General features: G+C 72.2%; 12 protein-coding genes. 6 read left to right on the top strand and 6 right to left on the bottom strand.

All coding sequences use genetic code 11. From position 1 onward, the window contains the following. Positions 1-18 precede the first annotated feature (18 nt). Entirely contained in the window at positions 19-570 is a 552-nt protein-coding gene (locus FB563_RS44530) for a hypothetical protein (RefSeq protein WP_055706017.1), read from the top strand. Here FB563_RS44530 and FB563_RS34070 read toward each other — a convergent pair. Further along, positions 533-979 carry an ATP-binding protein gene (locus tag FB563_RS34070; protein WP_055706016.1) on the bottom strand — a complete coding sequence of 149 codons (447 nt, stop codon included), beginning with the start codon at positions 977-979 and terminating at the stop codon, positions 533-535. The two genes, FB563_RS44530 and FB563_RS34070, sit on opposite strands and share 38 nt — an antisense overlap. A 359-nt stretch (positions 980-1,338) precedes the next feature. Between FB563_RS34070 and FB563_RS34065 the strand changes: the two genes are divergently transcribed. Beyond that, positions 1,339-1,761 carry a MarR family winged helix-turn-helix transcriptional regulator gene (locus FB563_RS34065; protein WP_055706015.1) on the top strand — a complete coding sequence of 141 codons (423 nt, stop codon included), beginning with the start codon at positions 1,339-1,341 and terminating at the stop codon, positions 1,759-1,761. Further along, the gene (locus FB563_RS34060; RefSeq protein ID WP_055706014.1) at positions 1,758-3,548 is read left to right on the top strand and encodes an MFS transporter; all 1,791 of its coding nucleotides are present in this window, start codon (positions 1,758-1,760) and stop codon (positions 3,546-3,548) included. The genes FB563_RS34065 and FB563_RS34060 overlap by 4 nt, the downstream gene beginning before the upstream one ends. Positions 3,549-3,692: 144 nt before the next feature. Here FB563_RS34060 and FB563_RS34055 read toward each other — a convergent pair whose 3' ends face one another. The 3 genes from FB563_RS34055 to mgrA all read right to left on the bottom strand — a co-directional run bounded on the left by FB563_RS34055 (position 3,693) and on the right by mgrA (position 5,774). Continuing rightward, on the bottom strand, positions 3,693-4,316 hold the full coding sequence (locus tag FB563_RS34055; RefSeq protein ID WP_055706013.1) for a DedA family protein: 624 nt from the start codon (positions 4,314-4,316) through the stop codon (positions 3,693-3,695). A 96-nt stretch (positions 4,317-4,412) separates the two neighbouring features. Beyond that, positions 4,413-4,568, bottom strand: coding sequence for a hypothetical protein (locus FB563_RS43285; RefSeq protein WP_167528541.1), 156 nt, complete (start codon positions 4,566-4,568; stop codon positions 4,413-4,415). A gap of 162 nt (positions 4,569-4,730) precedes the next feature. Then, positions 4,731-5,774, bottom strand: coding sequence for an L-glyceraldehyde 3-phosphate reductase (mgrA, locus tag FB563_RS34050; protein ID WP_055706012.1), 1,044 nt, complete (start codon positions 5,772-5,774; stop codon positions 4,731-4,733). Positions 5,775-6,003: 229 nt separating this feature from the next. Here mgrA and FB563_RS34045 point away from each other — a divergent pair, with 229 nt between their 5' ends. Both FB563_RS34045 and FB563_RS34040 read left to right on the top strand, forming a co-directional pair. Beyond that, complete coding sequence (locus FB563_RS34045; RefSeq protein ID WP_199832801.1) at positions 6,004-7,497, top strand: MFS transporter; 1,494 nt, start codon at positions 6,004-6,006, stop codon at positions 7,495-7,497. Between the two features lie 157 nt (positions 7,498-7,654). Then, positions 7,655-8,497, top strand: a complete 843-nt coding sequence (locus tag FB563_RS34040) for a chitosanase (RefSeq protein ID WP_055706011.1) — start codon at positions 7,655-7,657, stop codon at positions 8,495-8,497. A gap of 10 nt (positions 8,498-8,507) precedes the next feature. Here the strand turns inward: FB563_RS34040 and FB563_RS34035 are convergent, their stop codons facing one another. Beyond that, complete coding sequence (locus tag FB563_RS34035) at positions 8,508-9,128, bottom strand: DUF4328 domain-containing protein (protein ID WP_055706010.1); 621 nt, start codon at positions 9,126-9,128, stop codon at positions 8,508-8,510. A gap of 159 nt (positions 9,129-9,287) precedes the next feature. Here FB563_RS34035 and pgm point away from each other — a divergent pair, with 159 nt between their 5' ends. Continuing rightward, entirely contained in the window at positions 9,288-10,928 is a 1,641-nt protein-coding gene (gene pgm, locus FB563_RS34030; protein ID WP_055706009.1) for a phosphoglucomutase (alpha-D-glucose-1,6-bisphosphate-dependent), read from the top strand. A 483-nt stretch (positions 10,929-11,411) separates the two neighbouring features. Here pgm and FB563_RS34025 read toward each other — a convergent pair whose 3' ends face one another. Further along, on the bottom strand, positions 11,412-12,329 hold the full coding sequence (locus tag FB563_RS34025; RefSeq protein ID WP_142219146.1) for an SGNH/GDSL hydrolase family protein: 918 nt from the start codon (positions 12,327-12,329) through the stop codon (positions 11,412-11,414). Positions 12,330-12,566 lie beyond the last annotated feature (237 nt).

Below are 12,566 nucleotides of genomic sequence, written 5' to 3'. Positions count from 1 at the left end.
GGGGGCGAGGAGGCGGGCGTGGGGAACGTGTCCGAGGCCGTCGCGGCCCGGCTGCGGGCGTGGGGCGTGGAACGGGTGTACGGCGTGCCGGGACTCCAGGTCGACCCGCCGGCCGGCGGCTTGAACGAACTGATCACCGTCCGCCGCCATCTGGACCGGCTGGCCGGCCTGCCCCCGCTGGAGTTCTGCGTCCTGGACAACGGCGACCTGAACCGGCTGACCTGGCAGCGCCGGGCCGCGGCCGGTGATCCGCTGATCCCGCTGTCCGCCGAGGTCCCGGCCCTGCCGTACGCCGAGCGGGCCCGGCTGGCGGGCCTGCCGGCCGTCCGCTGCGACCGGCCCCGGCACGTCGCCTCGGTCTGGGCGGACGTGCTGCGCCAACTCGGCCCGGTGCTCCTGGAGTTCGTGGTGGACGGGGGCGCAGGACCTGCGATCCCGCCGGGCGCCGGTGACGACGCGCTCGAAGCCGGCCGGTCCGTTCGCGTCCTTGCGCTGGGCGAGCTCCACGCCCGGGTGTGCCCCGTCCGGACGTTCATCCCTCGCCGGCGGCGAGCGGCACGGTGGCGGTGACCCGTTTGCCGTGGGGCAGCCAGGTCACCTCCAGGGCGCGGGAGAGCATCGCGACGAGGTGCAGCCCGTGCCCGCCGACCCGCCGGGGATCGGGAGGGCGCCGCAGGGGCGGGTCGGTGGAGGTGTCCGACACCGTGATGCGCAGGGCACCGGCCCCGGGCAGCAGTTCCAGGCTCAGGGTGCACGGGCCGGGGGCGTGCTTGGCGACGTTGGTGACCAGTTCGCTCACGACGAGCCGGGCGTCCTGCACCGATCGCCGGGTCGGTGCAGGACGCACCCGTGCCAGCACGGCGGCGACGGCGTCTCTGGCGTCACCGATGCCCGCCGCCGGGTCGTCCCAGGTACGGCTGTAGCGCAGGGGCGCGGGGCGGGCCTGCGTTCTCGTGTGCGTCCCGAACGGGATGTCCATGCGTCGTTGCCCTTTTCCTGCGGCGCCGGAGGCCATTCCTGTGCATACGGGATCCTCCCGTCGTTGCTCGGATACCCGCTGGGCCGTCGACCAAGGGCACGTACGCCGCGAATCCTCCGGTTGCACACGAGCCCCAGGCCACCGGCCGCCGACCCGCTGTGCACGCGCCGGAGCGGGCCCGGGAAGCCGGCGTCCGCCGGACGTCCCGGGCCCGTTCGGAATCGGAAGAGCCGCGGATCCGGCACGGCTCAGTGTCTGAACACGGCCCAAACCGGGAAACGCGGACATCTCGCCGCCGGACCCCTGATTACTTCCCCTTGGTTGAACAGTCCAGACTGATAAACCTATTGTTAGTAACCATGGACACCGTTGCACTCGCCGCCGCACTGCGGCTGGCCATGGGTCGGATCGTCCGTCGGCTGCGCCAGGCGCACGCGGTCGGCGACGTGACACTGTCCGGCGTCTCGGTGCTGGCCCGGCTGGCCCGCACCGGTCCGGACTCGCCCGGCTCGCTCGCCGAACTGGAACGCGTCCGGCCGCAGGCGATGGCCGGCACGCTCGCCGGACTCGAACAACGCGGACTGGTGAGCCGTACCCCCGACACGGCCGACGGGCGCCGGGCCATCGTCTCCCTCACCGACGAGGGCCGGGCCGTGCTGGAGCAGCGCCGCTCCGAGTCCGTGGCCCGCCTCGCCCACGCCCTGGACGAGTTCACCCCGCAGGAACGGCAGGCCCTGCACGACGCGCTGCCCCTGCTCGACCGGCTGGCGGAACGGCTGTGACCGGCCGTACGCCCGCCGCGGGGCCACGCGGCCGCCTCCTCGCGCGCCCGGCCCGCCTCCGGGAGACGCCCCCCGGCCCCGGCTACAAATGGGTCGCGCTCTCCAACACCACCCTCGGTGTCCTGATCGCCACGATGGACGCCTCCATCGTGATCATCTCGCTGCCGGCCATCTTCCGCGGGATCGGCCTGGACCCGCTGGCGGCGGGCAACATCGGCTACCTGCTGTGGATGATCCTCGGGTATCTGCTGGTCTCGGCCGTCCTGGTGGTCGTCCTCGGTCGGCTCGGCGACATGTTCGGCCGGGTCCGGATCTACAACCTGGGCTTCCTGGTCTTCGCGTGCGCCTCCGTCGCGCTGTCCCTCGACCCGTTCCGGGCCGGCGCGGGCGCGCTCTGGCTGATCCTGTGGCGCATCGTGCAGGCCTTCGGCGGCTCCATGCTCACCGCCAACTCGGCCGCCATCCTCACCGACGCCTTCCCCGCGCGGCAGCGCGGCATGGCCCTCGGCATCAACCAGATCACCGCGCTCGCCGGCCAGTTCCTGGGACTGCTCGCCGGCGGCCTGCTGGCCGCGGTCGACTGGCGTGCGGTGTTCTGGGTGAGCGTCCCGGTCAGTGTCACCGGCACCCTCTGGTCGTATCTGAGCCTGCGCGAGACCTCGGCCGGCGGCCGCGGCCGGATCGACTGGCTCGGCAACCTCACCTTCGCCTCCGGCGCGGGCATCCTGCTCGCGGGCATCACCTACGGCATCCAGCCGTACGGCGGCCGTCCCACCGGCTGGACCAACCCCTGGGTGCTCGCGGGCCTCGTCGGCGGCGTGATCCTGTTGCTGGTGTTCTGCCTCGTCGAGACACGGATCGCCGAGCCCATGTTCCGGCTGTCGCTGTTCCGGGCGCGGGCGTTCGCCGCCGGCAACCTGGCCGCCCTGCTCACCGCGATCGCCCGCGGCGGACTGCAGTTCATGCTGATCATCTGGCTGCAGGGCATCTGGCTGCCGCTGCGCGGCTACGCCTTCGAGGACACCCCGCTGTGGGCCGGCATCTTCATGCTGCCGCTCACCGTCGGCTTCCTCGTCGCCGGTCCCGTCTCCGGCTATCTGTCCGACCGGTTCGGCGCCCGCCTCTTCTCCACCGCCGGACTGGTCGTCGTCGCCGGTTCCTTCCTCGGCCTGCTGGCCCTCCCGGTGGACTTCGACTACGGCGTCTTCGCCGCGCTGCTGCTGCTCAACGGCCTCGGCCAGGGCATGTTCTCCTCGCCCAACACCTCCTCCATCATGGGCAGCGTGCCGGCCCGCGACCGGGGTGTGGCCTCCGGCATGCGCTCCACCTTCCAGAACTCCGGCACGGCCCTGTCCATCGGCGTCTTCTTCTCGCTGATGGTCTCGGGCCTGGCGAGCACTCTGCCCAGGACGCTCGGCGCCGGGCTCCAGGCGCACGGTGTGCCCGCGTCGACCGCACACGAGGTGGCCTCGCTGCCGCCCGTCAGCACGCTGTTCGCCACGTTCCTCGGCGACAACCCCATCGGTCATCTGCTCGGCGCCGGCACGCTGGACCACCTGACCGCCGCCCAGCGGGCCACCCTGACCGGCCACGCCTTCTTCCCCGAACTGGTCGCCGGGCCCTTCCACCACGGCCTGACCATCGTCTTCGGCGTGGCCACGGGCATGGCCCTGGTCGCCGCGCTCGCCTCCGCCCTGCGCGGCGGCCACGCGCGCGCCGACGACGACGTCCGGCAGGGGGAGCCGGACCACGCGGCGAAGGCCCGGTCCACGCGCACCTCCCCCTAGCGGTCGCGGCAGCCGCGGCCTGGAGTGACGGACACGCCGCGAAGCTCCCCCGGCATCTGTTCCGAACCAGGGGAGCCCCGGACCGTCGACCGCAGGTCGCGGTCTCCTTCCCGAGTGCGCCGCACACACAGGCGCAAACCACTTTCAGCGCTCGCGGCGCCGCCGTACGAGGTGCCGTACGACGAGGGCGCCGACCAGCACGCCGACGGCGACGAGGACGTAGAGCTGGTAGCGCGAGACCTCGTCGTAGACGGTCGTGATGTGGCTGCCCACGAGGTAGGCCAGGGTGGTCCACAGGCCGACCCACAGGGCCGCACCGAGCGCGTTGAAGGCGAGGAAGCGGAGCCAGTGCATGCCCGTGGTGCCGGCGATGATGCCGTTGGCCTGGCGCAGGCCCTCGACGAACCGGGCCACCGTCACGATCTTGCCGCCGTGCCGGCCGAAGAACTCCTCGGCCGCCTGGAACCGCTTCGGCGTCAGGAAGACGTACCGCCCCCACCGGTGCACGAAGGGCCGCCCGCCGCATCGCCCGATCACATAGCCGATGTTGTCCCCGACGACGGCCGCCACGAACGCGACCACCGCCACGCCCACGACGTTCAGCCGCCCCGCGCCCGCGTACACCCCCGCGGCCAGCAGAATCGTCTCACCTGGCGCGGGCACCCCGAAGTCCTCCACCAGGACCACGGCCCCCACGGCCCAGTAACCGTAGTGGCCGAGCAGCGGCGCCAGATGCGCCAGCGGACCCGGAAGGGGAGGGGCGGCCATGCCTCAACGGTACGTCCGCGCGATCAGCGTGCGGCCCGCCCGGCGCGGTTCACGGCCGACCGGCCGCTCCGGCCACCAGTCGAAGCGGCCGGTGCCCTAGTCGTCGGTGGGGATGCCCTGGCACATGTGGCACAGCTCGTGATCCCCGTCGCGGGTGACGACGGTGCCCCAGCCGAGGCACACCTCGCAGTCGCGGGCGAGGTTCAGATCGGGACGGGGAGGCATGAAGGTGCGGTGGGCTCCGTGTGCCATGAGGGGAAGCGGCTCCTTGGAAGTCGCGAGTCAACGTGAGGGCGCTGTCGTCCGCGCTGACAACGCTGTCCCTATGACATCCATTATGTCGGCTTTATTCCTATTGTCCATAGCGCGTGTCACCGAGTGCCACCCTCCCTCCGGGAGCGCCGGGCGGCCGGGTCACCCCACCTGGCCCAGCCGCGCCTCCCGCCACAGGTCCACGCCGCCCTCGGTCGCGTACTTGTCGATCTCGGCCAGTTCCTCCGCGTCGAACCGCAGGTTCTCCAGCGCGGCGACGTTCTGCTCCAGCTGCTCCGTGCGGGAGGCGCCGATGACGAGCGACGTCACCCGCTCGTCGCGCAGCGCCCAGGCCAGTGCCATCTGCGCCAGCGTCTGACCGCGCCGCGCCGCGATGTCGTTCAGGGCGCGCAGCCGCCGCAGCATGTCGTCCGTCAGCCAGGAGGCGTCGAAGGACGTGCCGCGGGCCGCCCGCGAGTCCTGCGGCACGCCCTCCAGGTAGCGGCCGGTCAGCAGGCCCTGGGCGAGGGCCGTGAAGCCGATGACCCCGAAGCCCTCCTCCTCGGCCGCGTCCAGCAGGCCGTCGGTCTCGATCCAGCGGTTGAGCATGCTGTACGACGGCTGGTGGATCAGCAGGGGGGTGCCGAGCTCCCGCAGGATCGCCGCCGCCTGCCGGGTGCGCTCGGCGTCGTAGGAGGAGATGCCGACGTACAGCGCCTTGCCCTGGCGCACGGCGGTGTCGAGCGCCCCCATCGTCTCCTCCAGCGGCGTGCTCGCGTCCAGCCGGTGGGAGTAGAAGATGTCCACGTAATCCACGCCCATCCGGCGCAGCGACTGGTCCAGCGAGGCCAGCACGTACTTCCGGGAACCGCCGCCCTGCCCGTAGGGGCCGGGCCACATGTCCCAGCCGGCCTTGGTGGAGATCACCAGCTCGTCCCGGTACGGAGCGAGGTCCCGCTGCAGCAGCCGGCCGAAGTTCAGCTCGGCCGCGCCGTACGGCGGGCCGTAGTTGTTGGCCAGGTCGTGGTGGGTGATCCCGAGGTCGAAGGCGCGCAGGGCGATCTCGCGCTGGGTCTCGAAGGGACGGTCGTCACCGAAGTTGTGCCAGTAGCCCAGGGACAGGACGGGCAGGTCCAGCCCCGAGCGGCCGGTGCGGCGGTAGCGCATGGTGCCGTCGTAGCGTGCGGGGTCCGCGACGTGGGTCATCGGGTTCTCTCCGGGTGGTGCCGTGGCGGTCGCCCCTCCGGGTACGGACGGGCCCGTCCACCCTGCGCCCGCGCGCCACCGCAAGTCCAACCGCCGTACCGGATGGGATTGAGCGGTTCCGTTTCTGAATCGGCCATGGGGGCAGGCGGTGACCGGTGGGCAACGGAAGGAGGGGCTGGTGAGCGGTGCCGGTTCGGACGGGCGGCGGGAGAGCCGGGGCGGCCCGCGGATGCCGCAGGCCGTGGTACGGCTGCCGCGCCAGGTGCGCGAGGAGCTGACCCGCAGGCTCCGCCGCGACCGCCGCGCCTTCGGCGAGGACGACGTCCAGGTCGTCGAGCCGCCGCTGCTCCGGCGCGCCGTGGGTGCCTCCGCCCTCGGGAACTGCATGGAGTGGTTCGACTTCGGTGTCTACAGCTACCTGGCCGCCACCATCGGCAAGGTGTTCTTCCCCGGCGCCTCCCCGGCCGCGCAGGTCATCTCCTCCTTCGCGACCTTCGCCGCCGCCTTCGTCGTCCGGCCGCTCGGCGGCCTGGTCTTCGGGCCGCTCGGCGACCGGATCGGCCGGCAGAAGGTGCTCGCCACCACCATGATCATGATGGCGATCGGCACCTTTGCCATCGGCGTCATCCCCGGGTACGGCACGATCGGCATCGCCGCGCCCGTGCTGCTCCTGCTGGCCCGTATGGTCCAGGGCTTCTCCACCGGCGGTGAGTACGGCGGTGCGACCACCTTCGTCGCCGAGTACTCGCCGGACCGCAGGCGCGGCTTCCTCTCCAGCTGGCTCGACTTCGGCACGTTCGTCGGCTATGCCCTCGGTTCGGCCCTGGTCACCCTGCTCAACCTGGCCCTGACGGACACTCAGATGCTGTCCTGGGGCTGGCGCGTCCCGTTCCTGATCGCCGGACCGCTCGGGGTGATCGGTCTCTACATGCGGCTCAGGCTGGAGGAGTCCCCGGCCTTCCAGCAGCAGCTGGACGAGCACGAGAAGGCCCTGGCGCAGAAGTCGGCGGGCAGCGAGTTCAAGGACATCATCCGCAGCCACTGGGGAGAGCTGCTGGTCTGCATGGGGCTGGTGCTGCTGTACAACGTCACCAACTACATGGTCACCGGCTATCTGCCGACCTATCAGACCGAGGTGCTGCACCGCTCCAGCGGCTCCGCGGACCTCCTGGTGCTCGTCGGCATGCTGTGGATCGTCGTACTGATCACCTTCCTCGGCCGGCTCAGCGACCGCGTCGGCCGGCGGCCGGTCTACGCCGTCGCCGCCGCCGCGATGATCGTGCTGGCGGTGCCCGCCTTCCTGCTGATCAAGGCGCACGGCACCTGGCCGCCCGTGCTCGGCGTCCTGCTGCTGGCCACTCTGCTGGCCTGCTTCGCCGCGCCGAGCGCGGCCACGCTGCCCGCCCTCTTCCCGACCGCCGTCCGCTACGCGGCGATGGGCATCGGCTTCAACGTCGCCGTCTCCGCCTTCGGCGGCACCACCCCCCTCGTGACCGCCGCGCTGGTCACGGCCACCGGTGACGACCTGATGCCGGCCTACTACGTGATGCTGGCCGGGGTGATCGGCCTGCTGACGGTGAAGTTCCTGCCCGAGACCGCCCAGGTGCCGCTCAAGGGTTCGCAGCCGATGGTCGGTTCACGGGAGGAGCGGCGCGAACTGATCACCGTGTCACGGGAGTTGTACAGCCTCGTGCGGCAGCGGGACGGGGCGCGGCACACCTGAGGCACGCCCGGTCCCGGGTACGTCCTCGTTCGATCGTACGAACTTCTCGCGAGCCTGGTTACCGAGCGCCGCAGGGTTTGATAGGAAACTTTCCTACCAGTGTCCGGCGCGGACCGCACGGACCAACTGCCCACCCCCCACTCCCGCTTGGAGCCCTGTGGTGAACACAGACCGCGAGACACCACCCCCCGCCCGCATATCCCGCCGGACCGTCGTCGCCCTGCTCGGCGCCACCGCCGCCTCGGGTGCCCTGCTCGCGCCCCAGCGCGCGACCGCCGCACCGGCGAAGGCGTCGGGCCTCGACGACCCGGCGAAGAAGGAGATCGCCATGGAACTGGTGTCGAGCGCGGAGAACTCCTCGCTCGACTGGAAGGCCCAGTACAAGTACATCGAGGACATCGGCGACGGCCGCGGATACACCGCCGGCATCATCGGCTTCTGTTCCGGCACCGGCGACATGCTCGACCTCGTCCAGCTCTACGCCGACCGCGAGCCGGGCAACGTCCTCGCCAAGTACCTGCCCGCCCTGCGCAAGGTCAACGGCAGCGACTCCCACGAGGGCCTGGACCCGAACTTCCCCAAGGACTGGCGCAAGGCCGCCCAGGACACCGTGTTCCAGCAGTGCCAGAACGACGAACGCGACCGCGTCTACTTCAACCCCGCGGTCGCCCAGGGCAAGGCCGACGGCCTGCGCGCCCTCGGCCAGTTCTGCTACTACGACGCCATCGTCATGCACGGCGACGGCGACGACCCGACCAGCTTCCGCAACATCCGCAAGCGGGCCCTGCGCAGCGCCAAGCCACCGGCGCAGGGCGGCGACGAGAAGACCTACCTCAACGCCTTCCTCGACGCCCGGGTGTGGGCCATGAAGCAGGAGGAGGCGCACAGTGACACCAGCCGTGTCGACACCGAGCAGCGGGTCTTCCTGCGCAAGGGCAACCTCGACCTGAACACCCCGCTCGACTGGAAGGTGTACGGGGACAGCTACCACATCGGCTGACGCGCCGGTGTCACGAGGCGTGCGGCAGGTCGACGGGCGTGGGCACCTGAGGCCCCGCGCCGAGCCCGGCGGCCTGCCGCACCGTGCTCCGCTGGATCACGACGGTCGCCAGGACGGCGGCAAGCAGGTCGAGGCCTTCCGCCGCCACCAGCGGCGGGAGCGGGGTGCCGCCGCCCAGGTGCGCGCCCAGCAGGGACACTGCCCCGTGCCCGACCCAGGCCCCCCACCACACGTTCACGAGCAGGTCCCCGCGGCCCGCGTCCGTGCCGTCGGGCGCGCTCGCGCGGTGCATGTCCCGCACGAGCCCGCGCGGCACCCAGAGGTTGAGCACCGGTATCAGCCAGGCCAGGACCGCCCAGGTGACGGAACCGGGAACCCGGCCGGGCGAGAGCAGTTCCGCGTTGCGCCGGCAGCGGGCGAACCAGAGGAGGAACAGCACGATCGCCGCCGTCATCACGCACGCGAAGATCATCGAGGCCCGGGCGGAATCGGAGGCCGTGGTCGTCGACGGATGCAGCAGATGAGCACGGACCGTCGGCGCCCGGACGAGTTCGCCACCGGCCGCCGCCGGCACGGCGAACTGGGCGCAACGCGCGAAGAACCAAGGAGCCTTGGCGACGGAACCGGTCACGGGGACAGACCTGTCTGTGCTGGGCGCCCAGCACGGGCGGCAGGGCAGCGCGAAGATCGAAGGACCGGATCATCAGGCGGGGCGCACTCGCATGTCAGGGCCCTGACGAGGAAAGATGGGCGGTGAGGGATCGATCCGACGACGCGGAGGAACGGACTCATGCCGCACGAGCGAGCCGGCCGGCCGGCCGGTCCCGAGGACCTTGTCGACGTGGCCCGGCTGGTCACGGCGTACTACGCACTGCACCCGGACCCGGCCGACCCGGCGCAGCGGGTGGCGTTCGGCACCTCCGGGCACCGGGGTTCGTCCCTGGCGAGCGCCTTCAACGAGGACCACATCGCCGCCACCAGCCAGGCCATCTGCGAGTACCGCGCGGCCCAGGGCACGAACGGCCCCCTGTTCCTCGGCGCCGACACCCATGCCCTGTCCGAGCCCGCGAAGGTCACCGCACTGGAGGTGTTCGCCGCCAACGGCGTCACGGTGCTCATCGACAGCGCGGACGGCTACACGCCCACCCCCGCCGTCTCGCACGCGATCCTCACCCACAACCGGGGCCGCACCTCCGGCCTCGCCGACGGTGTGGTCGTCACCCCCTCGCACAACCCGCCGGCCGACGGCGGCTTCAAGTACAACCCGCCGAGCGGCGGCCCGGCGCCCTCCGACGCCACCTCCCGCATCCAGGACCGGGCCAACGAGATCATCACCGGCGGGCTGAAGGACGTACGCCGGGTGCCCTACCCGCAGGCCCTCGCCGCGGACACCACCGGGCGGTACGACTTCCTCGGCGCCTACGTCGACGATCTGCCGAGCGTGCTGGACCTGGACGCGATCCGCGCGGCCGGGGTGCGCATCGGCGCCGACCCGCTCGGCGGGGCCTCCGTCGCCTACTGGGGACGCATCGCCGAACAGCACGGCATCGACCTCACGGTGGTCAACCCGCACACCGATCCCACCTGGCGGTTCATGACGCTGGACTGGGACGGCCGGATCCGCATGGACTGCTCCTCGCCGTACGCGATGGCCTCCCTCATCGAGCAGCGCGACCGGTTCCGCATCGCCACCGGCAACGACGCCGACGCGGACCGGCACGGCATCGTCACCCCGGACGCGGGCCTGATGAACCCCAACCACTACCTCGCGGTCGCCATCTCCTACCTGTACCGTCACCGCGACCGGTGGCCCGCCGGTGCCGGCATCGGCAAGACCCTGGTGTCCTCCACGATGATCGACCGGGTCGCCGCCGATCTCGGACGCCAACTCGTCGAGGTGCCGGTCGGGTTCAAGTGGTTCGTGGACGGACTGGTCGGCGGTGCCATCGGGTTCGGTGGGGAGGAGTCCGCCGGCGCCTCCTTCCTGCGCCGGGACGGCTCGGTGTGGACCACCGACAAGGACGGCATCATCCTGGCCCTGCTCGCCTCCGAGATCACGGCCGTCACGGACCGGACCCCCTCGGAGCACTACGCCGGCCTGACGGCCCGCTTCGGCGAGCCCGCCTACGCCCGCGTCGACGCGCCCGCGACCCGCGAACAGAAGGCACTGCTCGGCACGTTGTCACCGGCCCAGGTCACCGCCGACACGCTCGCCGGGGAGACCGTCACGGCCGTTCTGACCGAGGCACCCGGCAACGGCGCCGCGATCGGCGGCATCAAGGTGACCACCGACAACGCCTGGTTCGCGGCCCGCCCTTCGGGCACCGAGGACGTCTACAAGGTCTACGCCGAGTCCTTCCTCGGCCCCGCCCACCTCGCGCGGGTACAGGAGGAGGCCCGGTCCGTGGTGCTGAACGCGCTCGGCGGCTGAGCGACACCGGGGGCCGGCGGCATTCGGGCGGCGGGGCGGATGACCGGCCGCGCGCGACCCCTTCCGCCGCGGCCACGGACGCCACCCTGCCGGGCCGCATCCGCGACCAACCGGGTCCCGCGACCGGGGCCGGCTCCGCCACGGGGCCGCGCCGGCCGGGCCTGGTGCGCCCGCGGTCCGGTCCGGTTCCGCCACGAAGGCCGCCCAGCCGGTCTGCCAGGGGTGCCGTGCTCGGTCGCGCCGCGTCCGGGACCAGGTGAGGTCCGGGACGGGGGGCGGCGGTGCCCTGGAGGCCGTCCGGCCGGTTCCACCGCGTCCGTGGGATGCGAGGCCGGCGGCCCGGTCCGGCCCCGCCACGCGACCGCGCCGCCGGCTGGGCCAGGTGCGCCCCGCAGTCCCGACCGGTGCGGTGCGGGGGCCGCCCGGCCGGGCCTGGTGGCCGTGGCCGGGCCCCGGCCACGCGCTGGATGCCGCCCGGCCGGATCAGCCGCGGCCACGGCCCTCGTTCAGGCTGTCCAGCACCGCCTGTGCCATGGCTTGCTCACCCGTGGCGTTGGGATGCGCCGGGGCGGCGGGCGCGGCCGGCTGGAGCGGTTCGATCCAGCGGTCCGCGGGTGCCTTGCACATGTCGTGGCCGACCGTGGGGCCGTAGGTGTCCACGTACTCGGCCCGGTTCACCCCTGCCACCAGGCGCAGCATCAGGTTCAGCCGCTTCTCGGTGTCCCGGAGGTAGGGGAAGTCCTGCTGCGCGAACGGCACCTGCGGGAAGCAGCCGCTGCCGTCGTCGGGCAACAGGTCCGGATAGCCGACGACGACCACGCGCGCGTGCGGCGCCCTCGCGTGCACGGCCCGCAGCACCCGGTCCACCTTCGGCGCGGTCTGCACGATCGCGAGGGCCAACCGGTCGTAGCCGGACGCCTTGTACGAGCGCTCACAGGGGTCGCCCGTCGGGTCCTGGGCGGCCAGGTGGGCACAGGTGCTGATGATCGGTCCGAAGCCGACGTCGTTGCCGCCGATCTGTACCGTCACCAGGTCCGTGTCCCGTTGCACGGCGTCGAGCTGGGGCGCGTTGGTGCCCTGCGCCTGCCACATCTCGGCGGTCGTCGCCCCGGCGCAGCTGACATCGTTGAACGTGCTCACCTGACGGCGGTCTGCCACCAGCGAGGGGTAATTGCGGTCGGACCGGGCGCAGTTGGCGTCCACCTGCTGCGGGATGCCGGGGCCCGAGGTGTAGGAGTCGCCGAGGGCGACGTAGTCGATGCGGTGGCCGTGTCCCGTGGAGTGCGCGGAGGCCGGCGCGGTGGCGGCCGCGACGAGGACGCATCCGCCCAGCGCCGCCCCCAGTACGGCGGTTCCCCGCCGGCCTCTCGCCCCACCCGCCGCACGTGTGCCGTTCGCCATGGTTCCTCCCCCTGAGACCGTTCCATCGCGCGACGCCGGCACCGGAGAGCGGCCCTCGCGCGTTCGACTGGGTCTGTATACCGTCCGGTAGGACTCGCCGACCAGAAGCGGGAAGCAACGAGTTCAGGCGTGAGAACGGCCTTCGGGGAGGAGCGGTCCGGGTTTTGGCGGTAGACCGGTGATCTCGGTACCGGTTCGGTGACTCGGGCAGTTCGGCCTGTTCAGCAGCCCCCGCGT

It is taken from the genome of Streptomyces puniciscabiei (assembly GCF_006715785.1).
GTDB classification, from domain to species: Bacteria; Actinomycetota; Actinomycetes; order Streptomycetales; family Streptomycetaceae; genus Streptomyces; species Streptomyces puniciscabiei.
Note: the sequence above shows the minus strand (reverse complement) of the source record. Positions and strands in the feature narration are given on the sequence as shown.